The 25,059-nt window shown below is 61.8% G+C and carries 20 protein-coding genes; 11 read left to right on the forward strand and 9 right to left on the reverse strand.

The features are described 5' to 3' along the window. Nucleotides 1-20 precede the first annotated feature (20 nt). The 3 genes from ACWGTO_RS05535 to ACWGTO_RS05545 form a co-directional block, all read right to left on the reverse strand. Nucleotides 21-644 carry a class I SAM-dependent methyltransferase gene (locus tag ACWGTO_RS05535; RefSeq protein ID WP_454573848.1) on the reverse strand — a complete coding sequence of 208 codons (624 nt, stop codon included), beginning with the start codon at nt 642-644 and terminating at the stop codon, nt 21-23. 101 nt (nt 645-745) lie between these two features. After that, a complete protein-coding gene (locus ACWGTO_RS05540; RefSeq protein ID WP_454573849.1) occupies nt 746-1,453 on the reverse strand; it encodes an ABC transporter ATP-binding protein in 708 nt (235 codons plus the stop codon). A 9-nt stretch (nt 1,454-1,462) separates the two neighbouring features. Next, nucleotides 1,463-2,254 carry an ABC transporter permease gene (locus ACWGTO_RS05545; protein ID WP_454573850.1) on the reverse strand — a complete coding sequence of 264 codons (792 nt, stop codon included), beginning with the start codon at nt 2,252-2,254 and terminating at the stop codon, nt 1,463-1,465. A 395-nt stretch (nt 2,255-2,649) separates the two neighbouring features. Here ACWGTO_RS05545 and ACWGTO_RS05550 point away from each other — a divergent pair, with 395 nt between their 5' ends. From ACWGTO_RS05550 to ACWGTO_RS05560, 3 genes are all read left to right on the forward strand, one after another. After that, nucleotides 2,650-4,638: an SDR family NAD(P)-dependent oxidoreductase gene (locus tag ACWGTO_RS05550; RefSeq protein WP_454573851.1), complete on the forward strand. Its 1,989-nt coding sequence runs from the start codon at nt 2,650-2,652 to the stop codon at nt 4,636-4,638. Between the two features lie 138 nt (nt 4,639-4,776). Then, on the forward strand, nt 4,777-5,709 hold the full coding sequence (locus ACWGTO_RS05555; RefSeq protein ID WP_454573852.1) for a glycosyltransferase family 2 protein: 933 nt from the start codon (nt 4,777-4,779) through the stop codon (nt 5,707-5,709). A gap of 17 nt (nt 5,710-5,726) precedes the next feature. After that, entirely contained in the window at nt 5,727-6,266 is a 540-nt protein-coding gene (locus ACWGTO_RS05560) for a sugar transferase (RefSeq protein WP_454573853.1), read from the forward strand. On the opposite strand, the gene ACWGTO_RS05565 is transcribed toward ACWGTO_RS05560, so the two are convergent. Together ACWGTO_RS05565 and ACWGTO_RS05570 are read right to left on the reverse strand one after the other, a co-directional pair. Continuing rightward, on the reverse strand, nt 6,254-7,189 hold the full coding sequence (locus ACWGTO_RS05565) for an NAD-dependent epimerase/dehydratase family protein (RefSeq protein WP_454573854.1): 936 nt from the start codon (nt 7,187-7,189) through the stop codon (nt 6,254-6,256). The two genes, ACWGTO_RS05560 and ACWGTO_RS05565, sit on opposite strands and share 13 nt — an antisense overlap. After that, on the reverse strand, nt 7,186-8,466 hold the full coding sequence (locus tag ACWGTO_RS05570) for an O-antigen ligase family protein (protein WP_454573855.1): 1,281 nt from the start codon (nt 8,464-8,466) through the stop codon (nt 7,186-7,188). The genes ACWGTO_RS05565 and ACWGTO_RS05570 overlap by 4 nt, the downstream gene beginning before the upstream one ends. A 473-nt stretch (nt 8,467-8,939) precedes the next feature. Here ACWGTO_RS05570 and cysD point away from each other — a divergent pair, with 473 nt between their 5' ends. The 3 genes from cysD to cysQ are packed head-to-tail and all read left to right on the forward strand — an operon-like array spanning nt 8,940 to nt 12,584. Continuing rightward, nucleotides 8,940-9,845, forward strand: coding sequence for a sulfate adenylyltransferase subunit CysD (gene cysD / locus ACWGTO_RS05575; protein WP_454573856.1), 906 nt, complete (start codon nt 8,940-8,942; stop codon nt 9,843-9,845). A gap of 2 nt (nt 9,846-9,847) precedes the next feature. Further along, a complete protein-coding gene (gene cysN / locus ACWGTO_RS05580; protein WP_454573857.1) occupies nt 9,848-11,785 on the forward strand; it encodes a sulfate adenylyltransferase subunit CysN in 1,938 nt (645 codons plus the stop codon). A 10-nt stretch (nt 11,786-11,795) separates the two neighbouring features. Further along, nucleotides 11,796-12,584 carry a 3'(2'),5'-bisphosphate nucleotidase CysQ gene (cysQ, locus tag ACWGTO_RS05585; protein WP_454573977.1) on the forward strand — a complete coding sequence of 263 codons (789 nt, stop codon included), beginning with the start codon at nt 11,796-11,798 and terminating at the stop codon, nt 12,582-12,584. Nucleotides 12,585-12,792: 208 nt separating this feature from the next. Here cysQ and ACWGTO_RS05590 read toward each other — a convergent pair whose 3' ends face one another. The 4 genes from ACWGTO_RS05590 to ACWGTO_RS05605 form a co-directional block, all read right to left on the reverse strand. After that, on the reverse strand, nt 12,793-13,935 hold the full coding sequence (locus ACWGTO_RS05590) for a DegT/DnrJ/EryC1/StrS family aminotransferase (RefSeq protein WP_454573858.1): 1,143 nt from the start codon (nt 13,933-13,935) through the stop codon (nt 12,793-12,795). Between the two features lie 295 nt (nt 13,936-14,230). Continuing rightward, nucleotides 14,231-15,154, reverse strand: coding sequence for a carbohydrate kinase family protein (locus ACWGTO_RS05595; protein WP_454573859.1), 924 nt, complete (start codon nt 15,152-15,154; stop codon nt 14,231-14,233). Continuing rightward, on the reverse strand, nt 15,151-15,597 hold the full coding sequence (locus ACWGTO_RS05600) for an RbsD/FucU family protein (RefSeq protein WP_454573860.1): 447 nt from the start codon (nt 15,595-15,597) through the stop codon (nt 15,151-15,153). Before ACWGTO_RS05600 ends, ACWGTO_RS05595 begins: the two co-directional genes overlap by 4 nt. Then, nucleotides 15,598-16,824, reverse strand: a complete 1,227-nt coding sequence (locus tag ACWGTO_RS05605; protein ID WP_454573861.1) for an ROK family transcriptional regulator — start codon at nt 16,822-16,824, stop codon at nt 15,598-15,600. It abuts the gene before it with no gap. A gap of 208 nt (nt 16,825-17,032) precedes the next feature. Here ACWGTO_RS05605 and ACWGTO_RS05610 point away from each other — a divergent pair, with 208 nt between their 5' ends. The 5 genes from ACWGTO_RS05610 to glgB all read left to right on the forward strand — a co-directional run bounded on the left by ACWGTO_RS05610 (nt 17,033) and on the right by glgB (nt 24,979). Beyond that, entirely contained in the window at nt 17,033-18,049 is a 1,017-nt protein-coding gene (locus ACWGTO_RS05610) for a substrate-binding domain-containing protein (RefSeq protein ID WP_454573862.1), read from the forward strand. Nucleotides 18,050-18,143: 94 nt separating this feature from the next. Continuing rightward, a complete protein-coding gene (locus ACWGTO_RS05615; RefSeq protein WP_454573863.1) occupies nt 18,144-19,262 on the forward strand; it encodes an ABC transporter permease in 1,119 nt (372 codons plus the stop codon). Further along, a complete protein-coding gene (locus tag ACWGTO_RS05620; RefSeq protein ID WP_454573864.1) occupies nt 19,238-20,041 on the forward strand; it encodes an ATP-binding cassette domain-containing protein in 804 nt (267 codons plus the stop codon). Before ACWGTO_RS05615 ends, ACWGTO_RS05620 begins: the two co-directional genes overlap by 25 nt. 141 nt (nt 20,042-20,182) lie before the next feature. After that, nucleotides 20,183-22,645: a glycogen/starch/alpha-glucan phosphorylase gene (locus ACWGTO_RS05625; RefSeq protein WP_454573865.1), complete on the forward strand. Its 2,463-nt coding sequence runs from the start codon at nt 20,183-20,185 to the stop codon at nt 22,643-22,645. A gap of 120 nt (nt 22,646-22,765) precedes the next feature. Then, nucleotides 22,766-24,979 carry a 1,4-alpha-glucan branching protein GlgB gene (gene glgB, locus ACWGTO_RS05630; protein WP_454573866.1) on the forward strand — a complete coding sequence of 738 codons (2,214 nt, stop codon included), beginning with the start codon at nt 22,766-22,768 and terminating at the stop codon, nt 24,977-24,979. Nucleotides 24,980-25,059: the final 80 nt, after the last annotated feature.

Genomic DNA, 25,059 nt, shown 5'->3' on the forward strand with positions numbered 1-25,059 from the left:
CAGATTGCACTCGGCAGCGGTCAGGAATGACGCGTAACAATGTAGGCTTGCCCGCCGGAGCGAAGGCTGACCGACCTGATGTCATCCAAGTCCTTCGCCCCTACGGTGCGGATGACCTTCCGGATAAGGGCATCTGGGTATTGCCGGTGTAGAAACTGAACACCACCAATCGTTTCGTGGTTTTCAACGATTTCCTGTCCGCTGCTTGGCCAAGTCGTGAAAATGCAGGTTCTCCGCGCGACACGAAGCAATTCAGCTACGAATTTCTCTATCTCGGGAATGTGGCCGAGCACTTCGAAGCACAGGACAACATCGAATTCCTGATCTCCAAAACTGAGATCGTAACCATCTCCCGAAAGAAATTCGGCTTCTGGGAAATTTCTTCTCGCTATCTCCAGCATTTTTGAAGATGAGTCGACTCCCGTATAGCTGGAATCGCTAGAGATATTACCGATCAGTTTTTCGTAGATGAGGCCGGTACCGCAACCAACTTCAAGAATCGATAGTGCGTGGCTATCTATATGGACCGATACTACTTGAACGAGCTCTTCGCGATGCGCATGTTCGATCGGCGAATTCTGCCAAATCGACTGAATTTCCTCTGCAATTTCATCAACATCCCAATTGTCCCAGGTTCGAGTCACGGATCGCTTCCTCTGATCAAGTGTCTACTGGCCATGCCAGCAGCATCCGTCTAGCCGGCAATGTAGGAATTATCAGGGCATGGCATCGGCCGGGCGCGCGTTCAGGTCGTTTCCATGGTGTCGACCCGCCCGCCTTTGAGAGTTAGCTTTTTTGTGCAAACGCTTTGGATCAAGTACTCACTGTGGCTGGCCAGCACAATGATACCTGCCTTTTCCGCCAGTTCGTCCATGCGCCGTTTGGCTTTGTCCTGGAACGAAGCATCGCCGGCGCCGATCCACTCGTCCATCAGCAAGATCTCTGGCTCAAGCGCGGTCGCCGCTGAAAATGCCAACCTGGCTGCCATGCCTTGGCTGTAAGCCTTGAACGGGAGGTCGATGAAGTCGGCGAGCTCGCTGAAGGCAATAATACCCTCCATTTTTTCTTCGATCTCGGCCTCTGTCCACCCGTTGATCAATCCGCGCAGGACGATGTTCCTGCGGCCTGTGGCTTCGCGTCGAAAGCCTATGTTGATGTTGAAAAGCGCGTCGACCTTGCCTTCTATAGCGATGCTTCCCCCCGATGGCTCATAGATTCCGTAGAGCACCTTGAGAAGCGTAGTCTTACCGGCTCCGTTCGGGCCGACCAAACCCAGTCGCTCGCCCGCCTTGAGCTCGAAACTGACGCCGTCAAGGGCTTGCACAAACTGCTTTCTGCCTGAGCTCTCGATTCTGCCGCCTGGCCCACCCATGCGTCGGTCAGGCGCGGAAAGTGTCAGCTTTTCGTGCAGTTTGTAGACCAGACTGACGTTATCCAGCTTGATAGAGACCATCGAAAAAACTCAAATCAGGAAAACAACTTGCCTGCGATATCGGCCAAGCAGCAACAATGCCATCGCCCACATGAATAAGGAAATATAGACCGTTACGGCGAATGCCTGCATCGGAAACGCGCCGTTCGTGATCGGCTCGCGCACGATTTCCAGGAAATAGCTGAATGGATTCCAGTTATAGGCGTATTTTTGTATGCCGCCCTGTCCGCTGTAGATCCAGAAGACAGGCGTAAAAAACATCCCGACTCGCATGATGTTGCCGACGATGAACTGGCTGTCGGGAAAGAATGCGCCGAGGAAGGCGAAGACCGTGATGACGGCTGGAGTGGCGAACAGGATCAGGAGTAGCCCTGCAAGCGACCATAGCCATGCGGGGGTAAGTCCCGAGCCGCTCAGGAGCAGAATCACGATGCAACCTGCGATCGCATAGCCAACGCGAATGACGGACTGAACCGTCATCCGCATCACGTACACAAACAGGGGCAGGGTCGTGCCCTCTATGAAGCTCTCCTCACGCTGGAAGAGGGAAACACTCAAGGAGATGATTTCCATCAGGTAGAACCAGACCATCAGGCCGATTGCGACATAGGCGGAATAGCCCGCAGCATCCTTGCCGGCAGGCTGGAACACGAAAACGAACGTGCCGACGAACGCTACGTAGTTGACCAGCAGCCAAAGTGGGCCAAGCGTCGTGCGCCTATGCTGGTCGCCGATGTCTTCGTGAGCAAGCGCAACCCAGACCCGGTGCAGCTTCATAGCCTTGCTGATATCGTCGACAGCGCCGTTTAGTGCCGCAATCATCGTTCGGGGGTCGCAATCCATTCTCTGTCGCTTCATATGGCCAAAAGCGGCCTGAGGCGAGCGGACACTTCATAGCCATTGCGGAGGCCATATGGCAACGCACCGCGGCTTATTGAAGCCGGTCTCAATATCCAGGGCGACCCATTAGCAACGTCTGTTGCATCTGTCCAATTGTCCAGAAAGGCCAACAGTTAAGCCGGGTGGGACTTGTGTGAAGCAAACTACACCTTTGATCACGTGTTCGTCAAAAACAACTGGCGATACATCCGACTCCACGCTAATGCGATAGGCGGGTCATGGGCTTGGGGATTTGGTGCTTTGGAGTGGTGACGGACTGGTCGGTCCGCCGCCAATCTGACGGCAGAGCTTTCGCGCCTGGAGTTCAGTACTACCCAATGACATCCTATGTAGAAGTCGTATCCGGACTTCGGCCGAAGATGCGGCGCGCCATTATAATGATCCAGGACCTGGTCATGGTCCTGGTTGCGGTGGCGCTGAGTCTCGGGCTTTCGCAGTCGAGACTTTCATTCGATGCGCTCTCCTGGCCGGGCCTGGCGTGCTGGGTGAGCATTGTTCTTCTCAGCCATATCCTGTTTCGCTATTGCGGCCTCTACAACACCGTGTGGCGTTTCGCCTCCACGCCGGACTTCTTCAACATTCTGAAGAGCTGCGCGATCCTGACCGCCACGCTCTATGTCGTCTCGCTGGCGGTTCGATCGTTTCAGCCGGTGACCGGCCTCAACGAGCGCCAGTTCATCGTCTTTTTCCTCGTCTCCTTCACCATCATATCGGCGCCCCGGCTTTACTACCGGTTCCTGCGCGACGGGGCGAGCTGGCGAATCCTGAGCCGCAATGCGAGCAATGTGGCGATCAAGCAGGCGCTGTTCGTGGGCAGGCTCGGCGAAGCAGACGTCATCATCCGGTTCACGCGCACGGCAGAGCCGGCCGAATATTCCATCGCCGGCATCATGGCCATCGAGAACGGCGCGCCGCTGGGCAGGCAGATCCAGGGCGTCCCGGTGGTGGGTGTGCGGCCCCGCCTGGTCGAGGTCCTGGAAGAATATGCAAGAGGCACCAAAAGCCTCGACATGCTGATTTTCGGCAATGGCACCGAACGCGAGATCGAGGAGTATTCGGAGCTGGTCCGTGTCGCCCGCCACAGCGGCATCGCCGTCGTCCAGTTCTCCGGCGTCTCGGAACTCGGGCAGGGCGGGAAGCTGGTTCTCGACGCTGTCGAGATGGAAACCATCCTGCGCCGTTCCACGGTTCCGTCTGACGTCGAGCGCATTGGCGGCTTCGTCAGCGGCAAGCGCGTGCTGGTGACCGGCGGCGCCGGCTCCATCGGCCGCATCCTGGTCAAGCGGTCGCTGGAACTTGGCGCCGAGGCGGTTCTGGTCGCCGACATCTCGGAGTTCGGGATTTTCCAGCTCGACCAGCAGGTCGACGAAAAGGATCATGTCCGGCTCAAGAGCCGTATCGTCGATGTCACCGACCGGCGCCAGATCACCCGCGTCGTCAGCGATTTCAAGCCCGACATCATCTTCCACGCCGCAGCGCTCAAACATGTGCCGCTGCTCGAGGAAAACTGGGAATCGGCGATCCAGACCAACATTTTGGGTACCCTTGTCTGCGCCGAGGTTGCCGCCAAATGCGGGGTGCCGCAGTTCCTGCTGATTTCCAGCGACAAGGCGGTCGATCCGACCTCGGTGCTCGGCATGACAAAACGCGCCGCCGAGCAGATCGTCTCTTCGCTGCACGAGACGCACGCCACCGAACCCAATGGCCGTCGCTCCGGCACCAAGTTCATCGCCGTGCGGTTCGGCAATGTCTTCGGCTCCAACGGCTCGGTCGCCACCATCTTCCAGGCGCAGATCGAGGCCGGCGGTCCGGTCACCATCACCGATCGCCGCATGACCCGTTATTTCATGACGGTGGCCGAAGCCGTCGACCTCGTCATCATGGCGGCGGCCGACGCCGAGCGGCGCCAGGGCAAGGACGATTACGCCATCTACATGCTCGACATGGGCAAGCCGGTGCCGATCCTCGAAGTCGCTGAAACCATGATCCGCATGGCCGGCAAAAGCCCCTACACCGACATTCCGATCCGCTTCACCGGGATCAGGCCGGGCGAGAAGCTTCACGAGGTGCTGCATGGCGGCAGTGAAGAGATCGTCGCACTCGACATCCCCAAGATCTTCGGCCTGCGAACCGATGTCGTGGGATGGTCCAAGGTGCAGGTTGCGCTGACATCGCTGCAGGCGGCAATGCGCGACCAGGACAAGGCAGCAGCGCTCGCCGTCATGGCCGGGCTTCATCAGGCCGAACAGCCTCCAGCCGACACGCACCGGGAAACCATTGCGAAAACGGTCGGACAAGCGGGTTAGAGCAATTCCAGGAAAAGTGTGAAGCGGTTTTTCCGTCGGGAATTGCTGACAACAAACAAGCTGTCCTGATCGACCGGGATTGGCTATTGAAACCAATCCGATGGCCGGTCCCAGGCGTTTGCAGATGATTCTGAACCAGTGAGCAGACAAGATCAGCGTGTGGCCGTGCTGCTGGGCACGAAAGATGGCGCGGCCTTCCTTGACGAGCAGCTCGCATCGCTGCTTGCGCAATCGCATCCCCATATTGACCTCTGGATCTCCGACGACGGTTCGACGGACGGCACCGCTGCCATCATCGGCCCCTGGCAGAGCCGCTGGTCCAAGGGGCAGCTAACCCTCGTGAACGGTCCTCGCCAGGGCTTTGCCGCCAACTTCCGCTCGATGATCATCGATCCGCGCATCGATGCCGACTACTACGCCTTCTGCGACCAGGACGACATCTGGGAGCCGGAGAGGCTGGAGAGCGCTATCGCCTGGATGCAGGGCCACGATGCCGGAACGCCGCTGCTGTTTTGCTCGAGGACCGCGACCATATCCGAAACCGGAGCAGCGCAAGGGCATTCGCCGCTGTTCCTGAAGCCGCCCTCGTTTCGCAACGCGCTCGTGCAAAGCATTGCCGGCGGCAACACGATGATGATCAACCGCACGGCGCGAAAGTTGCTGGCAAAGGCATCGGCAAGGACCGAGTTCGTCAGCCATGACTGGTGGACCTATCTGATCGTCACCGCCGCCGGCGGCATAGTTCGCTATGACCCTCGGCCGCTGGTGCGCTACCGCCAGCATGAGGCGAACCTGGTCGGCGCCAACGTGTCGTGGAAGGCGCGGCTGTCGCGGCTGGGGCGCCTGTTCAAGGGCGAGTTCGCCATCTGGACCGACCACAATCTGAGCGGTCTGGCGGTCAATCGCGACATCCTCAGCAGGGATGCCGCCGCTTGCCTCGGCCTGTTCATCAGGGCGCGCAAGGGCGGTGTCTTGCGACGCCTGCGTCTTCTCAGAAAAAGCGGCGTCTACCGGCAGACGCTGGCTGGTACGCTTGGGCTCTATTTGGCCTTCATCTGGCGGCGGATCTAGAGCATGCAGGGACGGCCATGAGGGGACCCAAGCGAGTTTTCGACCTCGTCGTGGCGGCGGTCCTCTTGCCGCTGACCTCGCCCGTCATCCTGCTTGCCATGCTGGCGATCAGGCTGTCGTCGCCTGGACCCGCATTATTTTCGCAAACCCGGATCGGACAGAATGGCGTGCTGTTTCGCTGCCGCAAGCTGCGGACGATGGTTGTGGGAACGCCGTCTCTGCCCTCGCATCAGGCGCCGGCAAACGCCGTCACTGCCGCCGGCGCGGTGTTGCGAAAATTCAAGATCGACGAGCTGCCGCAGCTGTGGAATGTGCTGAAGGGCGAGATGAGCCTGGTCGGGCCGCGTCCATGCCTGCCCACGCAAACGGAATTGATCGAACGCCGCAGGCAATTGGGCGTGCTTGCGGCGGTTCCGGGCATTACCGGGCTTGCGCAGATGAAAGGCATCGATATGTCCGACCCAAAACTCTGTGCCGAAACCGATGCCGAATATCTCAGGATGGCGTCGGTGGGCCTCGACGTCAAAATCCTGTTCGGCACAATCTACCGGGCCTGATGGGCCTTTCGCGCGAGTTCCTCAAGTCGGCCGAGCGTGTCGGTTTCCGGCATCCAGCCTTCCGAGACCAGCGGTGACGGGTCGCAGATCTGTGTCGCCATTAACGCTTCGTACGACGCTCGTCTGCCAAGCAGCGTGGCCAACAACCGGAACGGTCGAGGCGACATGAGGCGAGAGCGGGCCGGAATGTCGAACCCGTGGCGGAATGCGGTGATGACTTCGGACATCGCGACCGGAGAAGCATCGCCCAGGACATAGGTCGGGCGCGGCTGCTTGGGACGGGTCAAAAGATGCACCACGGCGCCGGCTAATGCGTCACGGGACATCAGCGAACGAACTGCCGTTAGAAGGCCAGCGGGCACTGGCAGTGTAGTGCCTGCGAGCCGCATCATCCCACGCAGGTTTCCCCTCATGCCTTCGCCATAGACCGGCGGCAGCCGCAGCGCCGTCGCATCGGCGGGCCTCGATGCATAGGCTTCCAGGATCCTGATCTCGCCTTCGCGCTTGGAGCGCCCGTAGGCGCATTGCGGGGCAGGGGGTGTCGCCTCGTCGATGGTGCCGCTGAAAGCAGGACCGGCCACCGCCCGGATCGATGAGAGATAGATGAAGCGCCCGCTTGCCCGCCGGGCCGCGGCGTGCGCCAGCTGGGCGGTCAGTGTCGCGTTGGCGGCCATAAAATCGGCCTCGCTTGCCTTGCGGTCATTGTTGAGCGCCGCACAGTGGACGACATGGGTGATGTCTAGCATCAGCGCCTGGAATGCCTGGGCCGGCGCCTCGACGTCCGGCAACAGGACCGCATCGCTCGCGGGATCGAGCTGTTCCAGGTGACGCGAGGCCATGCGCACCTCGAACCCGGCTTCGCCAAGCTGGTTGACGACCTGCCTGCCGATGAAACCCGTCGCGCCTGTGACCAGCACTTTCATGGCTGGCTTGCCTGTGGCGTCCGCTGTTCCGGCAGCGCCTGTTGCCGGCCCGAAGCAAGGTAGGTCCCGGACACCAGGAACACCATCAATGTCGAATCAAGGATATCATGGCCGACCAGGATGCCGGTCAAGCCCCCGATGAGATAGGTGATCACGGTAACGACAATCATCGTGGCGCCGAACCGCTCGATCGCGTCGGTGCTGTTGCGCAGCACAATGGCGGCGTTTCTCGCAGCAACGACGAACACAGCCACCAGCGTAATGGCGCCAAGCAACCCGGCCTCCACCAATGCGGTCAGGAAGCCATTGTGGAAATGGCTGAAGCCCGTAGACGGCATGTTGAACTGGTCGTGGAAGCCTTGCTTTATCAGGTCACGGCTCGCAGCAATGCCGTGACCGAAAATCGGCATGTCGTGGAAGGCGCTAAGGCCGATCTGCCAAAGTGCTGCGCGCAAGCCGAGCGCCGTGGTGTGGTCGCCTTTCGTGGCCAGCGCATCCCAGTCGCTGAACAGGAAAGCCGCGCGCTCGGAAATGATGGGGAAACCAACGACAGCGATGAGGATGCCGGTCGTGCCCGCAATCAGCAAGAGGCGAATGGCGTTTCTGTTGTTGAGCTTGCGACGGTTGATCAGCAGGACGGCGATGCCGGCCACCAGCATCGCCAGCCAGATGATCCGCGACCCCGAAAGGAGGATGGCGACCGCACCGGCCAGTGTCGCGCAGGCCAGCAGGACCCTGTTCTTTTCGATGCCCGACAAGACGCCCGCCAGGCACATCATCATGCCGAGACAGGCGACGGTCGCGAACACGATCGCATTGCCGGCGCCGCCTTCGGCCCGCATGCCCAGCCAGTAATATTGCACGGTTCCCAGCAGCAGGGCGCCAAAACAGGCGGCAGCACTCGCCAGCACGACGATGCGCGCCAGCGTGGTTTTCTCGGTAATGCTCCAGGTCGCGTATGAGACGGGGAAAAACAGGAAGGTGATCAGCCCCGCCAGATGCGGCGCATCCCTGGCGATCGAACTGTTGACGATGGAGGCGAGCACGGAGGCTGCGCAATAGGCATAGATCGCCACCGTCATCGCGATCATCGGCCGGTCGATGTTGAAACGCCGTCTTTTCAGCGCAAGCAGAAACACCGACCACAGGCCGCCGCCATTGAACACAAAGCTGACCGCCGACCCCAGCACAGGCGGGCAAAGGAAGCAGAGAATGGAGAAGGTGATGTTGATCCGAGACGGCGAGAGGTGCTGCTTGATAGTGGAAATCGGGGTCAATGCTCTGGTTCACAATGGGCTGGGGTCGCTTGGCGACGGACGGTGTTTTGGCGGCGGCTTTTGCGGCATCCCGCCCCGCGCGGGTTCAGGAGCCGGTATAGCGGCTGGGTCCGGTTTTCGATAGTGCGGAGAGGATCTTGCAGCGATCGAAATCGGTGGCGTGGCCGCATCGCATAGCGGAAGCATCCACCGGCCCGACCGTTTTCCCAGGGTTCCGGCAATATTTTTCCCGACCTTTGAAGGCAATCAATTTGCCGGGCAGGAATTTCCGGATTCTGGGCTTTTCCTGGAAAATTCGTTCCCAAACGGCTTGGCCGCCGGCCTTTCCAGCGTTGTTATATCATGTAGCGATCTGCTAGAACGCCGGCACGAACCGATAGTGTCCAGCGGTGAAGCTTGAACCGGGCGGCTGAAAAAGACGCCCGATGCATCTGATGCAAGGTCTGGATGGCACGAGAGAACGCTCACAGTCCATGAACATCGCGCTTACGCATTTGCAGCGGCTCGAGGCCGAATCCATCCACATCTTCCGTGAGGTTGCCGCCTCCTTTTCCAAGCCGGTGATGCTCTATTCCGTCGGCAAGGATTCCTCCGTGCTGATGCATCTGGCGATGAAGGCCTTTTATCCGGCCAAGCCGCCTTTTCCGTTCCTGCATGTCGACACCACCTGGAAGTTCCGCGAGATGATCGCCTTTCGCGATCAGATGGCGCAGAAGCTCGGCTTTGACCTTCTGGTCCATGTCAATGAAGACGGTGTGCGCGACGGCATCAACCCCTTCGACCACGGCTCGAACACCCACACCCATGTGATGAAGACCGTGGCGCTGCGCCAGGCGCTCGACAAATACGGTTTCGACGCCGCCTTCGGCGGAGCGCGGCGCGATGAGGAGAAGTCGCGCGCCAAGGAGCGCATCTTTTCCTTCCGCAACGCCCAGCATGTCTGGGACCCGAAGAACCAGCGGCCTGAAATGTGGAAGATCTTCAACACCCGCATCGCGCCGGGTGAATCGATCCGCGTCTTTCCGCTGTCGAACTGGACCGAGCTCGACATCTGGCAGTACATTCTGCAGGAGAACATCCCGATCGTGCCGCTCTATTTCGCCAAGGAGCGCGCGGTGGTCGAACGCGACGGCATGCTGATCATGAAGGATGACGATCGCATGCAATTGCGTCCCGGCGAGACGGTGGAGAACCGCCTGGTGCGCTTCCGCACCCTCGGCTGTTATCCGCTGACCGGCGCGATTGAATCCGACGCCGACACGCTGGAAGCCATTGTCGGCGAGATGCTGACGGCGCGCACCTCCGAGCGCCAGGGCCGCCTCATCGACCGCGATGAAGCCGGCTCGATGGAAAAGAAGAAGCGCGAGGGGTATTTCTGAGCATGCGCCACATCCTGGCCAAGAGCCTCGCCCCGACCGATTCCATCCGCGAATACATGGCGGCGCAGGAGAAGAAGTCGCTGCTGCGCTTCCTCACCTGCGGCTCGGTCGACGACGGCAAATCGACGCTGATCGGCCGCCTTCTGTCCGACACCAAGCAGATCTTCGAGGACCAGCTCGCAGCACTCGAGCGCGATTCCCGCAAGCACGGCACCACTGGCGACGACATCGACTTTGCGCTGCTGGTCGACGGCCTCGAGGCCGAGCGCGAGCAAGGCATCACCATCGACGTCGCTTATCGCTTCTTCGCCACGCCCAAGCGCAAGTTCATCGTCGCAGACACGCCTGGCCATGAACAGTACACCCGCAACATGGCGACCGGCGCCTCGACCGCCGATCTGGCCATTGTGCTCATCGATGCGCGCCAGGGCGTGCTGCGCCAGACCCGGCGCCACTCGATCATCGCCTCGCTGCTCGGCATCCGCCACATCGTGCTTGCCGTCAACAAGATCGACCTCGTCGGCTTTGACCAGGCGGTGTTCGACCGCATCGTCGAGGATTATCGGCAGTTCTCGCATGAGCTCGGCTTCCAGACGATCGTGCCGATCCCCATGTCGGCCCGCTACGGCGACAATGTCACCAGCCGCTCCGACAAGACGGCGTGGTATTCCGGCCCCTCGCTGATCGAGCATCTTGAGACCGTGTCGGTCGACGAGGCGGCGGTCGAATTGCCGTTCCGGTTTCCGGTGCAGTATGTCAACCGGCCCAATCTCGACTTCCGCGGCTTTGCCGGCACCATCGCGTCCGGCCAGGTCACCCAGGGCGACGAGGTGGTCGTCGCCAAATCCGGCAAGGCCTCGCGGGTCAAGCGCATCGTCGCCCATGGTGGCGATCTCGCCCAGGCGGTCGCCGGCCAGGCCATCACCCTTGTGCTCGACGACGAGGTGGAAGTCTCGCGCGGCAACATGCTGGTGTCGCCAGCGGCGCGGCCGCAGGTTGCCGACCAGTTCGCCGCCAACATCGTCTGGTTCGACGAGGCAGCACTGCTGCCCGGCCGCTCCTACATACTGCGCACCGAGACCGATCAGACCAGCGCAACCGTCACCGACCTGAAATACCGCGTCAACGTCAACGACTTCGCCCGTGAGGCGGCAAAGTCGCTCGACATGAATGAAGTCGGCATCTGCAACATCTCGACCCGCACGCCGATCGCCTTCGACACCTTCGCCGACAACCGCACCACCGGCGCCTTCATCCTGATCGACCGCATCACCAACGCCACGGTCGGCGCCGGCATGATCCTGCATACGCTGCGCCGCGCCGAAAACATCCATTGGCAATCGCTCGATGTCGGCAAGCGCGGTCGCTCCGACCTGAAGGGCCAGCGCCCCGCCGTGTTCTGGTTCACCGGGCTTTCCGGTTCAGGCAAGTCGACCATCGCCAACCTGCTCGAGAAGAAGCTGTTCGCCTCCGGGCGCCACACCTACATTCTCGACGGCGACAATGTCCGCCACGGCCTCAACCGCGATCTCGGCTTCACCGATGCCGACCGGGTCGAAAACATCCGCCGCGTCGCCGAAGTGGCCAAGCTGATGGCCGACGCCGGGCTGATCGTCATCGTCTCCTTCATCTCGCCCTTCGCCGCCGAACGGCGTGTGGCGCGCGAATTGATGGCCGAGGGCGAATTCGTGGAGGTGTTTGTCGACACGCCGTTCGAGGAATGCGCAAGGCGCGATCCGAAAGGCCTCTACGCGCGGGCGCTGAACGGCGAGATCAAGAACTTCACCGGCGTCGATTCACCCTATGAAGCCCCGGAAAAACCGGAAATCCATCTTAAGACACTCGGCAAGACGGCCGAGGAGATGGTAGAGGCTCTGGAACACTGGCTGAACGAGCGCGACATTGCTGAAGACCAATACGAAGCCGGCGGCGGCATCTGACGACGAGGTGATGCTCGCCGTGTTCGAGCGCCTGGCGCTCGAAGCCGGGCGCGAGGTGATGCGGGTCTTCAAGGCCGGCTGCGCGGTCGACAGCAAGTCCGACTCCTCGCCGGTGACGGAAGCCGACCGCGAGAGCGAAACGATCATCCTTGCCGGCCTGCGTGCGGCTTATCCCGATATTCCCTGCGTGGCCGAGGAAGAGGTCGCCGCCGGCATCGTGCCGCCCGATCTGGATGGCGCCTTCTTCCTGATCGATCCGCTCGACGGCACCAAGGAGTTCGTCAACCGCAGGACCGATTTCACCGTCAACATCGCGCTTGTCCGGCACGGTGTGCCGGAGATCGGCGTCGTCTTCGCGCCCTGCGGCGGGCGATTCTTTTCGGGACGGCCGGGCAGCGCGGAATCCGTCGAGGTCGATGGCGACTACCGGATCGTCGGCCGGCGGCGGATTTCGGTCAGGACGGCGGTGACGCCGCTCGCCGTCGTTGCCAGCCGCTCCCACAACACGCCGGAGACCGAAGCCTTTATCAGGGACCTCGGCGCCGCCGAGATCGTCTCGGTCGGCTCATCGCTGAAATTCTGCCTGCTCGCTGCAGCCGAGGCCGACATCTATCCGCGCTTCGGCCGCACCATGGAATGGGACACGGCGGCCGGCGACGCCGTGCTGCGCGCCGCCGGCGGCATGACGCGCACACTCGACGGCGAGCCGCTGGCTTATGGCAAGCGCAGGCAGAGTGACGACGAGGATTTCGCCAACCCGCACTTTATTGCGAGCGGGAAGAGCGCGCAGATCGGCTGAGGTCGTCTCCCTAAGCGATCCTTCACACCCCCCTCTGGCCTGCCGGCCATCTCCCCCTCAAAAGGGGGGAGATTGGATGTCATATCGGCTTTCGCAAATCGCTAACGTTGCTGGGATGAGCGCGGGGCGCAAAAGCTGCCAATCTCCCCCTTTGAGGGGGAGATGCCCGGCAGGGCAGAGGGGGGTGTCTCGCGCCGACGTCTCGACCTTACGCCGCTGCTACATGCGCGGAGTTCGAGCCGATATAATTCCTGATCGTCTCGATGATGCGGTCCTGGTCGGTTTCGCTGAGATAAGGGTGCATCGGCAGGCACAGGATCCGCTTCGGCAGTTCCTCCGAAACCGCAAGGCCGGACGGCGTGCGCGGATAATCCTTGTAGGCCACCTGCTCGTGCAGCGGCTTCACATAGTAGATCACCGACGGGATCTTCTTTTCGGTCAGATGCGCCCGCAGGCCGTCGCGCTTCGGCGTCTCGATGGCATATTGCGCCCAGGCCGAGCGGCCACCACCCAGATTGCGCGATGCCTTGACGATATCGCCGAGGCCCGCTGCGTAACGGTCTGCGACCACCTGGCGTGCGACCATCTCGTCTTCGAGGATGGCGAGCTTCTCGATCAGGATCGCTGCCTGCAGCGTGTCGAGGCGCGAATTGATGCCGACGCGGACATTGTCGTATTGCGTTTCGCCCTTGCCGTGGAAGGCAAACGAACGCAGTTGGTCGGCAAGCGCGTCGTCATTGGTGAACATCGCGCCGCCATCGCCGTAGCAGCCGAGCGGCTTTGCCGGATAGAAGCTGGTCGAGCCGACATGGCCGAATGCGCCGCACATCTTGCCGTCGGCCAAACCGCCGATCGACTGCGCGGCATCCTCGATCACCAGCAGGCCTTCGCGCTTGGCGATTGCCATGATCGCCTCGTAGTCGGCGGCAAGTCCGAATAGGTCGACCGGAATGATCGCCTTCGGCTTCAGCCTTCCTTCCTTCTTGATCATCGCGATCGCCGCCTCGAGGCTGGCAATGTCGATATTGTAGGTCTCGGCGTCGACATCGACGAACACCGGTTCGGCCTTGGCCAACGCCACCACTTCCGCCGTTGCCGCGAACGTGAAGCTCGGCACGAACACCGCGTCGCCCGGGCCGATTCCGGCTGCAAACAGCGGCAAAAGCAGCGCGTCGGTGCCGTTGGCGCAGGCGACGACATGCTTGGTGCCGATATAGGCGGCGAGCTTGTTTTCGAATTCGGTGACCTGCGGCCCGAGGATGTAGCGGCCCTCTTCGACGACATTGTCGATCGCGGCCTTTAGCCGGTCGCGGATACGTTCGCGCTGTGCGCCAAGATCGATGAACTGCATGTCGGCCTCAAAACGGTAATGCGCGCGGGTTTCAGGGACAATGACACGCGCAGAAACAACAACTTAACCGGCCCGCTGGTACCAGAGTTGGGTCGGTCGAGAAAGCCGGACCGGTCGGGCGGCGGGTGGCCGAGGTGTCGCAGCCTGTTACCCCAAGTTTTTGCCGCGTTGCAGCAAGATGCCGGAAATCCGGGCTTTCCAGGACGTGACGCGGCTGATTTATCGCGTCTTTCCGGCCCGCGGAAACATAAAGTGATCGTGCCGTCGCAGCAGCGTGGGCCCGATGGTTGGTGGATCAGGCGATTTCATGCCGCCAAGGCGGATTGGCGCCGGCCCGCGATACGGTCACGGCCGCCGCCTTGGCGCCGAGTGCCAGCGCCTCGCGGATGGCGTCCTCGGAAAGGCCGCCGATGTCAGCCTTGGTGAGCAGACCCTGCTCGTGCAGCGAGGCCAGAATGCCGGCATTGAAAGTGTCGCCGGCACCGACCGTGTCGACCACCTCGACCCTCTGTGGCATCACGGTGACCTTATGCTCGCGGCTGTAGCCGACAGCACCTTCGCTGCCATGGGTGACGACGATCAGCCTCGGGCCGCGGTCCAGCCAGTTGCGAATGACGTCCTCATGCGAGCCGGCCTCGCCGAACCAGAGCAAATCTTCGTCCGACAGCTTCACAATGTCGGCCATCGCCATCATCGAGCGGATGCGACGCAGATGCTTGGCCTTTTCGGGGATGAAGTTCGGCCGGATGTTGGGGTCGAGCATCATGACGCGGCGCCGGTGCTCGCGCTTCATGAATTCCTCATAGGCAGCACCCGCCGGGTCCGAGATCAGGCTGATGGCGCCAAACAGCATGGCTTCGATCTCTGCGCCGAGTTCCGGCAGGTCCTCGATGGTCAACATCCGCCCGGCGGTGTTCTCGTCATAGAAGGTGTAGGTCGCCTGGCCGTTGGTAAGCCGCACGAAGGCCAGCGTGGTAGGGCGAGGGGAGGTGTGCGCATAGGTGGAGCTGACTTTGCTTGCCCCCAGCGCCTCGCGGAATTGGCCGCCGAACAGATCGGACGACAGGCCGGAAAAGAAGCCCGCCGGCGCGCCGAGGCGGCCAAGCGCGATCGCCGTGTTGAAGACCGCGCCGCCGACATAGGGCGCAAAGGCCGGCTCGCCCTGCGTCGTGGTGCGCGGCAGCATGTCGATCAGGGCTTCGCCGCAGCAGAGGATCATGGTTTCTTGTTCTCCGGCGGATGGATCACGCCTTTGCGGATGATGATGTTGGCATAGAGCCTGGGTTCACTGGTCGCGACGATGGCGTGCGCCGACCGGACGCGTGCATAGAAGTCGGCGCCGGCCAGCGCAACCACCTTGCGTCCTGGTGCGCGCCGGGCGCAGAGTGCCTCGATCTCATGGTGGATCGGATCGGCAACCGAGGGATCGCCTCGGACCGACGCGCGAAACAGCGCTTCCGGCACGAAGTCGTCCACCGGCAGCACGCTCAATATGGCGTCGAGCACCGGTATCAGATGATGACCGTCGGCTCGCACCAGCCGGTTTGCCTGTTCTTCCGCCGGGTAGTTGCCGTCGACAAGCGCGATCTCGTCGCCATGGCCCATCGCCCGCAAGGTCGCCAGAAGCTCCGGACCGAGCAGCGACGGAATACCGATCAGCATTCAGGTGCTCCTGGAAATCGTGGTCGAACCGATGAGGAAGCGTTCGGACAGCGGCAGGCTGGCGCCGCCCAGCGCGCGGGCGTGGATGCCGACGGTGCCTTCGCGCACAACCGGCAGCTTCAGGCCTTCGCCGTCGATCGTGCCAATGGCCGCTTTGATCGCATCGACCAGGCGCCGCCGGACAGCGAGCGGCATCCAGCCATCGATCACTGCCGCCTCGAAATCGATCACCGAGGACGCCGATACGATTGCATAGGCCAGCGCCCGTGAGGCGCTGGCAATCCAGTCGTCCAACTCGGCGCCGATATCGCCCCATTCCTGCGGTGACGTCCAGAGGTAGGAGCCGTCTATACCGCGGTCGCTGAGCGCCTTTTCCAGCATGGCGATCGAGGCAACGTCGATGAGCTGTGTCGGCTTGCCGTCCGGCCCGGGCACGGGCATCGAGCCCAGCGCCCCGGCATTGCCTGTTGGCCCACCAAAAAGCCGGCCGTTGAGCACGATGCCGCCGCCGGCAAAGGCGCCGATGTAGAAATAGACGAAGTCGCGCGCGCCGCCGGTCTGGCCGAACACCAGTTCGGCGCCGCAGGCCGACGTCGCGTCGTTCTGCAGATAGACCGGGAATTCGCATTGCGACTGGATGTCGGTGCGGATGTCGCGATGGCGCCACTCGTCCATGATGTCGCGCGGCGCACCGGCGGTGTCGACCCAGTTCCAAAGTTCGAACGGCATGGCTATGCCGAGCCCGGCAATGCGCCTGTCCTGCGCCGGCGTCAGTTCGGCGCGCATCGTCTTCATGCCCGATGTGACGAACTCCACCGTCTCGCGCGGCGCCGGATAGCGGTAGGAGTGCTGCAGCATGGAACGCACATGCCCAAGGAAATCGATCAGCACCAGCTCGGCGCTGCGGCGGCCGATTTTCAGGCCGATGAAGAATGCGCCTTCAGGGTTCAGCGCCATCGGAATGGAAGGCTGGCCGATCTTGCCGCGCAACGGCGCCTGGCGCACCAGCAGGCTGTCTTCCTCCAGTTCGCGCATGATCACCGAGACGGTCTGCGCCGAAAGCCCGGTCATGCGCGCAATGTCCGATTTGGCCAGGCTGCCATGCTGGCGCACCAGCGACAGCACCAGCCGCTCATTGTGGTCGCGCATGCCGCTCTGGTTGGTGCCACGGTGGAGACGGCTGGCGGCCGCCTCGGGCGAACCGTGCCTCGCAATGCCGGTCTCCACCCTTGTTCCTTCCCTTGGTTTATTCTTACGGCTTTTGCGGCAGAATGAGTGAACCGTGCAATGCTGTCAATAATAAATAAGAGTGATTTAATTATTGACAAGCGCCTCCCGCTGGTGTCATTTGACGTTGCGTCCACACTGGGAGAACTTCAGTGGGCGCCAAGCGCTGGTTGGCCGGCGCTGAAGGTGGTTCTACTGGGAGGAAGTCATGGGTAAATGGACTATCATGAAGGCGGCTTTTGCCGGCCTTGCCTTTTATGGCGCGATGGCAGGCGCCTCTTATGCGGCCGATACCGTCGGCCTGATCACCAAGACGGAAACCAATCCGTTCTTCGTCAAGATGCGCGAGGGCGCTCAGGCCAAGGCCAAGGAACTGGGCGTTACCCTGATCACCGCCGCCGGCAAGTTCGACGGCGACAATGACGGCCAAGTGGCGGCGATCGAGAACCTGATCTCGGCGGGCGCCAAGGGCTTTGCCATCGTGCCGAGCGACTCGAAGGCGATCGTGCCGACCATCAAGAAGGCGCGCGATGCAGGTCTCAAGGTGATCGTGCTCGATACCCCGCTCGATCCGATGGACGCAGCCGACGCGACCTTTGCAACCGACAACCGCAAGGCCGGCATGCTGATCGGTCAATGGGCCGCCAAGACCCTGGGCGACAAGGCGGCGGACGCCAAGATCGTCTTCCTCGATCTCGCGACCAACCAGCCGACCGTCGACTTTCTGCGTGACCAGGGCTTCATGCAGGGCTTCGGTATCGACGTGAAGGATCCGAACAAATACGGCGACGAAGACGACAAGCGCATCTGCGATCACGAAATCAGCCAGGGCGACCAGGAGAAGGGCCGCACCGCGATGGAGAACGCGCTGCAGAAGTGCCCGGATGTGAATGTGGTGTACACAATCAATGAACCGGCGGCGGCCGGCGCCTGGGAAGCGCTGAAGGCAGTCGGCAAGGATGATGGTAGCGTGATGATCGTTTCGATCGATGGCGGCTGCCCCGGGGTGAAGAATGTTCAGGCAGGCGTAATCGGCGCAACCAGCCAGCAATATCCGCTGAAGATGGCGGCCATGGCGCTGGACGCGATCGTCTCCGGCAAGATTCCCGATATCGACCCGAAGATGGGTTTCCTCGACACCGGCGCGCAGCTCATCACAGCCAAGCCGGCTGAAGGTGTGACGTCGATCTCGGTCGAGGAAGGCCTGAAGCTCTGCTGGGGCTGAGTGCCTTCCAACATCGTTCCACCAAGTCTATTGTCCAGAACTCGAAGGGGGCGCTTTTGGCGCCCCCTGACGGGAGGCGCGGGAGGATTGCCTGATGAGTGATGATACCGCGGGTTCGGCCACAGCCGAACGGGGGCTGCAAGGCGCCACGGAAGCCTTGGCCAGCTTTGATGAATCGGATGCAGGCATGATCCGCCGTGTCCAGGCTTTCCTTCACCAATTTCCCACGTCCATTCCGTTTATCGTTCTGCTGCTGGGTGTGGTCATCTTCTCGATCGCCGCCCCGGACAAGTTTTTTGCCCCGTTCAATTTTTCGCTGGTGCTGCAGCAGGTGACGATCATTGCCGTGCTCGGTGTGGCCCAGACACTGATCATCCTTACGGCCGGTATCGACCTGTCCGTCGGAGCCATCATGATCCTGTGCTCGGTGGTGATGGGGCGGACCGCGGTGGTCTATGGCGTTCCGGTGTTGATCGCCTTTCCGCTCGGGCTGCTCTGCGGCACGGCATGCGGCGTCGTCAACGGCCTGATCGTGACGATGCTGCGTCTGCCTCCCTTCATTGTCACACTTGGCACCTGGAGCATCTTTGGCGCGCTGAACGTCTGGTATTCGCAAAGCGAAACTATCCGCCAGCAGGACATGGAGGCGTCGGCACCCTTCCTGCAATGGACGGGTACGATCTTCAAACCGTATGATTTCTTCTCGAAAACGCTCGGGCTCGACTGGATCTTTCTGAAAGGCTGGGTGCTGACCTACGGGTCGCTGGTCATGCTGATCCTGGCGTTCATCATTTGGTACGTGCTGAACAGAACGGCGTTGGGGCGGCACATCTATGCCACTGGTGACGATCCGGATGCAGCACGGTTGGCCGGCATCAACACCAATCGGACCCTGATAGCCGTCTACGGGCTCGCCGGTTTCATCTGCGCGATCGCCGCCTGGGTCCTGATCGGACGCATCGGCGGCGTAAGCCCGCAGGCGGGCCAGACCGCCAATCTCGACTCCATCACCGCAGTCGTGATCGGTGGCACCTCTCTGTTCGGCGGCCGCGGCTCGATCGTCGGAACGCTGATCGGGGCCTTGATCGTCGGCGTCTTCCGCAACGGGCTCGCGCTTTCCGGCCTCGAACTGCTGTGGCAGGATTTCGCCGTGGGTGTGCTGATCATTGTTGCCGTCACCATCGACCAATGGATCAGGAGGATTTCGGCATGAGCGGCACTCCGGTCCTGCAGGCCAGGGGCCTCAACAAGCGCTACGGCAGGGTGGTGGCGCTCGACAATGCCGATTTCGACCTGATGCCGGGCGAGATTCTCGCCATCATCGGCGACAACGGCGCCGGCAAGTCGACGCTGGTCAAGGCGTTGTGCGGCGCCGTTATCCCAGATTCCGGCACCATCGAGCTCAACGGCAAAGTGGTCCATTTCCGCTCGCCGATCGAGGCGCGCCTGGCCGGCATCGAGACGGTCTACCAGAACCTCGCACTGTCGCCGGCACTGTCGATTGCCGACAACATGTTTCTTGGTCGCGAGTTGCGCAAACCGGGCTTTGTCGGGCAGTGGCTGCGCAGACTCGACCGTTCGGCGATGCAGAAGATCGCCCGCGAAAAGCTGTCCGAACTCGGGCTGATGACCATCCAGAACATCAACCAGCCGGTCGAGACGCTGTCGGGCGGCCAACGTCAGGGCGTGGCGGTGGCACGCGCCGCCGCCTTCGGCAGCCGCGTGGTGATTATGGACGAGCCGACCGCCGCACTCGGCGTCAAGGAAAGCCGCCGCGTGCTGGAATTGATGCTTGACGTCAAGAAGCGCGGCCTGCCGATTGTGCTGATCTCGCACAACATGCCGCATGTCTTCGAAGTCGCTGACCGCATCCATATCCATCGGCTGGGGCGTCGCCTCGCCGTCATCGATCCCAAGCAATATACGATGTCGGATGCCGTGGCTTTCATGACTGGAGCCAAGGTTCCGCCGGAGGCGCAACTGGCGGCCTGATCCGCTTGGCGGATAAATTGCCGCAGGGAGAACCGGTGGCATACCGATCTAAATCGATTGAATGTATGTTGCAATGCACTAGGATGGGCTGGGACTGGGAGCGAAAGCCGGTATGATCGCAGCACGATCACGAGAGGCAGTATGACGCGCACGATGACAACCAAAGCCCCTGATCTCGAAATTCCCGATCCCAAGACGCTCGCCGACGAAGTGCTGTCGGCCCTCAAATACAGGGTCGGCAAGGGCACCAGCGTCGCCACGCAATATGATTGGCTGACGGCCTCGATCAAGGTCGTGCGCGACCGCATCGTCGACCACTGGATGCAGGCGACGCAGGAGGCCTACGCCCAGCAGGAAAAGCGCGTCTATTACCTGTCGCTCGAATTCCTCATCGGCCGGCTGATGCGCGATGCCTTCTCCAATCTCGGCCTGATGGACAACATGCGCGAAGCGCTGAAGTCGCTGGGCGTCGACCTCGACCTCATCGCCGGGCTCGAGCCGGATGCAGCACTCGGCAATGGCGGTCTCGGCCGGCTTGCCGCCTGCTTCATGGAAAGCATGGCAACCGTCGACATTCCCGCCCATGGCTACGGCATCCGCTACGCCAACGGCATGTTCCGCCAGGAGATCCATGACGGCTGGCAGGTCGAACTGCCCGAGACCTGGCTCGACCACGGCAACCCCTGGGAGTTCGAACGCCGCGAGCGTGCCTTCGAGGTCGGCTTCGGCGGTTCGGTGGAATCGATCACCTCCAAGGACGGCCGGCTCGAACGCCACGTCTGGAAGCCGACAGAGCATGTCCAGGCCGTCGCCTACGACACGCCGGTGGTCGGCTGGCGCGCCAACCGCGTCAACACGCTGCGGCTGTGGTCCGGCATGCCGATCGATCCGATCCTGCTCGACAAGTTCAACGCCGGCGACCACATCGGCGCGCTGGCCGAAAGCAACAAGGCCGATGCGCTGTCGCGCGTGCTTTACCCTGCCGATTCCCACAAGGCAGGGCAGGAACTGCGGCTTCGCCAGGAATACTTCTTCTCCACCGCCTCGCTGCAGGACATCGTTCAGCGCCATCTCAGCCAGTATGGCGATCTCGTGTCGCTGCCCGACAAGGCCGCGATCCATCTGAACGACACCCATCCGGCGATTGCCGTGGCGGAACTTATGCGCTTGCTGATGGATGTCCACGGCATGGATTTCGACCAGGCCTGGGACGTCACCAAGCGCACCTTCGGCTACACCAACCACACGCTGCTGCCCGAGGCGCTGGAAAGCTGGCCGGTGCCGCTGTTCGAGCGGCTTTTGCCGCGCCACATGCAGATCGTCTACGCAATCAATGCCCAGGTGCTGCTGGAGGCCCGTGCCACCAACCAGTTCTCCAATGAGCAGATCAGCCGCATCTCGCTGATCCAGGAAGCCGGCGACCGCCGTGTGCGCATGGGCAACCTGGCCTTTGTCGGCTCGCACTCGATCAACGGCGTGTCGGCACTGCATACAGAGCTGATGAAGGAGACGGTATTTGCCGATCTCCACAAGCTCTATCCCGACCGCATCAACAACAAGACCAACGGCATTACGCCGCGGCGCTGGCTGATCCAGTGCAATCCAGGCCTCACCGCGCTCACCCGTGAAGCGATCGGTGACCGCTTCCTCGACGATATCGACGCCATCAAGGGGCTCGATGCCTTTGCCGGCGACGCCGCCTTCCGCGACAAGTTTGCTGCGGTCAAGCGCTCCAACAAGGTCAAGCTTGCCAATCTCGTCGCCGACCGGCTTGGCATCAAGGTCGATCCGTCTGCGCTGTTCGACATCCAGGTCAAGCGCATCCACGAATACAAGCGCCAGCTGCTCAACATCCTGGAAGCCATCGCCCTTTACGACCAGATCCGCTCGCATCCCGAGCTGGACTGGATGCCACGCGTCAAATTCTTCGGCGGCAAGGCGGCGCCCAGCTACCACAACGCCAAGCTGATCATCAAACTCGCCAACGACGTCGCCAAGGTCATCAACAGCGACCCTTCGGTGCGCGGCCTGCTGAAGGTGGTATTCGTACCGAACTACAATGTCAGCCTGGCCGAGGTGATGATGCCGGCCGCCGACCTGTCGGAGCAGATATCGACTGCCGGCATGGAAGCCTCGGGCACCGGCAACATGAAGTTCGCGCTGAATGGCGCCTTGACCATCGGCACGCTCGACGGCGCCAATGTCGAGATCAAGGAGTGTGTCGGCGACGACAACATCTTCATCTTCGGCCTGACCACGGCCGAAGTCGCCGAGCGACGCGGCAATGGCTACAACCCGCGCGCCGTCATCGAAGGATCGCCGGAACTGGCGCAGGCTGTCGCTGCCGTCTCGTCGGGCGTTTTCTCGCCCGATCAGCCGGATCGCTACCGCGAACTGGTCGACGGTCTCTACAACACCGATTGGTTCATGGTGGCGGCGGATTTCGACGCCTACGCCGCCGCCCAGCGCGATGTCGACGCCGTCTGGCGTAACAGTCCCGACTGGTACGCACGTGCGATCCGCAACGTTGCCCGCGTCGGGTGGTTCTCGTCCGATCGCACAATCCGCCAATATGCGAAAGAAATCTGGAACGTGCCCGCCTGATATGATTGCATGAGGCCACGAACAATGTGGCCTCATGTGAATGTCGCCTAAAAGTGCGTAGCGGTTTTGGGATAGCGACATGAACAAAACAAAATAGATCCCTGGGAGGGACGCTACCTGATGAGGAAACCGCGCGTGACCGCTGCGACAAGCGGGCCGGACGGGCTGGCGCCAGCCGGCGATGTCGCGGCGATTGTTGCCGGCACGCACGGCGATCCGTTCGCGGTTCTGGGTGTGCATGAAGCCGGCAAGGGCTTCGTTGCCCGCTGCTTCGTGCCCAATGCCGAGTTTGTCACCGCCTGTACGCTGACCGGCAAGGAAGTCGGCGAACTCTCACGCCGCGACGATGCCGGTTTCTTCGAGGGCAAGGTTTCGATCCGCAAACGCCAGCCGCTGCGCTTTCACGCCAAAAATGCCGGCGGCGACTGGTGGCTGACCGATCCCTATTCCTTCGGCCCGGTGCTCGGCCCGATGGACGACTATTACATCGCCCAGGGGTCGCATCTCAGGCTGTTCGACAAGCTCGGCGCCCATCTCATCGACCATGAGGGCGCGTCGGGCGTGCATTTTGCCGTCTGGGCGCCCAATGCGCGGCGTGTCTCGGTGGTCGGCGACTTCAACGAATGGGACGGCCGCCGGCACACGATGCGCGACCGCCGCGACACCGGCATCTGGGAACTGTTCATTCCTGATATCGGCGCGGGCCGGCCCTACAAATACGAGATCATTGCCCCCGATGGCGTGCGCCTGCCGCTCAAGGCCGATCCGTTCGCCTTCAAGTCCGAGCTGCGCCCGGCCACCGCTTCGGTGACGGCCGTGCCGCCGGCGCATGAATGGGGCGACGATGCGCACCGCAGCTACTGGCGCAAGGCCGATCCGCGGCGCGAAGCCATATCGATCTACGAGGTCCATGCCGGCTCGTGGCAGCAGCACGACGACGGCAGCTTCCTGTCATGGGACGAACTCGCCGACCAGCTAATCCCCTATGCCGTCGAAACCGGCTTCACCCACATCGAATTCCTGCCGATCTCCGAACATCCCTATGACCCGTCATGGGGTTATCAGACAACCGGACTTTATGCCCCGTCGGCGCGCTTCGGCGACCCTGATGGTTTTGCCCGTTTCGTCGACGGTGCGCACCGCGCCGGCGTCGGCGTCATCCTCGACTGGGTGCCGGCGCATTTCCCGGTCGACGCGCATGGCCTGGCCAATTTCGACGGCACCGCACTTTATGAGCATGCCGATCCGCGCAAGGGTTTTCATCCCGACTGGAACACCGCAATCTACAATTTCGGCCGCCGCGAGGTGGTGTCGTTCCTCGTCAACAATGCACTGTTCTGGGCCGAGAAATACCATGTCGACGGTTTGCGCGTCGATGCGGTCGCCTCGATGCTCTACCTCGACTATTCGCGCAAGGTGGGCGAATGGATCCCCAACGAGAAGGGTGGTCGCGAAAACCTCGAAGCGGTGTCCTTCCTGCAGAAGATGAACAAGGAGGTCTACGGCCACCACCCCGGCGTGATGACCATCGCCGAGGAATCGACTTCATGGCCGAAGGTCTCCGCCCCGGTGCATGAAGGCGGACTGGGCTTCGGCTTCAAGTGGAACATGGGCTTCATGCACGACACGCTGGAGTATTTTGCCAAGGAACCGATCTTCCGCAAACACCACCACAACGACCTTACCTTCGGCCTGACCTACGCCTTTTCAGAGAATTTCGTCCTGCCGCTTTCCCATGACGAGGTCGTGCACGGCAAAGGCACGCTGCTGGGCAAGATGGCCGGCGACGACTGGCAGAAATTCGCGACTTTGCGCGCCTTTTACGCCTTCATGTGGGGCTATCCCGGCAAGAAGCTGCTGTTCATGGGCCAGGAATTCGCCCAGCGCCGCGAGTGGAGCGAAGCGCGCGCGCTCGACTGGAACCTGCTCGATTTCCGCCCGCATCGCGGCGTCTGGCAGACGGTGCGCGACCTCAACTATCTCTATCGCTCGCGCCCGGCGCTGCATGCGCGCGACTGCGAACCGGAAGGCTTCTCCTGGCTGATCGTCGACGACAAGGAGAACTCGGTCTTCGCCTGGCTGCGCAGCGCGCCCGACGGCAACCCGATCGCCGTCATTTCCAACTTCACGCCGGTGCCGCGCGAAAATTATCGCGTGCCGTTGCCCGCGGTCGGCAAATGGCGCGAAATCATCAACACCGACGCTTCGGACTATGGTGGTTCGGGCAAGGGCAATGGCGGCGTGATAGAAGCCAGGGCGGAGGGAGGAGGCATTTCGGCGACGATGCTTCTGCCGCCGCTGTCGACGATCATGCTGGAATTCATTGCGGACTAGGTTCGTCAATGCGCTGCGGACGAAGTCCGTCAGCTTGTTGGCGACTGAGCGATGCACCAGACTGGTAATTTGGGAGGGTA

The organism is Mesorhizobium sp. PL10, assembly GCF_053714315.1.

Bases quoted from the DNA above. Each gene is read 5' to 3' on its own strand.
- ACWGTO_RS05540 (WP_454573849.1), bottom strand. From the start codon at position 1,453: ATGGTCTCTATCAAGCTGGATAACGTCAGTCTGGTCTACAAACTGCAC.
- ACWGTO_RS05545 (WP_454573850.1), bottom strand. From the start codon at position 2,254: ATGATTGCGGCACTAAACGGCGCTGTCGACGATATCAGCAAGGCTATG.
- ACWGTO_RS05550 (WP_454573851.1), top strand. From the start codon at position 2,650: ATGACATCCTATGTAGAAGTCGTATCCGGACTTCGGCCGAAGATGCGG.
- ACWGTO_RS05560 (WP_454573853.1), top strand. From the start codon at position 5,727: ATGAGGGGACCCAAGCGAGTTTTCGACCTCGTCGTGGCGGCGGTCCTC.
- ACWGTO_RS05565 (WP_454573854.1), bottom strand. From the start codon at position 7,189: ATGAAAGTGCTGGTCACAGGCGCGACGGGTTTCATCGGCAGGCAGGTC.
- cysD (WP_454573856.1), top strand. From the start codon at position 8,940: ATGAACATCGCGCTTACGCATTTGCAGCGGCTCGAGGCCGAATCCATC.
- cysN (WP_454573857.1), top strand. From the start codon at position 9,848: ATGCGCCACATCCTGGCCAAGAGCCTCGCCCCGACCGATTCCATCCGC.
- cysQ (WP_454573977.1), top strand. From the start codon at position 11,796: ATGCTCGCCGTGTTCGAGCGCCTGGCGCTCGAAGCCGGGCGCGAGGTG.
- ACWGTO_RS05590 (WP_454573858.1), bottom strand. From the start codon at position 13,935: ATGCAGTTCATCGATCTTGGCGCACAGCGCGAACGTATCCGCGACCGG.
- ACWGTO_RS05595 (WP_454573859.1), bottom strand. From the start codon at position 15,154: ATGATCCTCTGCTGCGGCGAAGCCCTGATCGACATGCTGCCGCGCACC.
- ACWGTO_RS05600 (WP_454573860.1), bottom strand. From the start codon at position 15,597: ATGCTGATCGGTATTCCGTCGCTGCTCGGTCCGGAGCTTCTGGCGACC.
- ACWGTO_RS05610 (WP_454573862.1), top strand. From the start codon at position 17,033: ATGGGTAAATGGACTATCATGAAGGCGGCTTTTGCCGGCCTTGCCTTT.
- ACWGTO_RS05615 (WP_454573863.1), top strand. From the start codon at position 18,144: ATGAGTGATGATACCGCGGGTTCGGCCACAGCCGAACGGGGGCTGCAA.
- ACWGTO_RS05620 (WP_454573864.1), top strand. From the start codon at position 19,238: ATGGATCAGGAGGATTTCGGCATGAGCGGCACTCCGGTCCTGCAGGCC.
- ACWGTO_RS05625 (WP_454573865.1), top strand. From the start codon at position 20,183: ATGACGCGCACGATGACAACCAAAGCCCCTGATCTCGAAATTCCCGAT.
- glgB (WP_454573866.1), top strand. From the start codon at position 22,766: ATGAGGAAACCGCGCGTGACCGCTGCGACAAGCGGGCCGGACGGGCTG.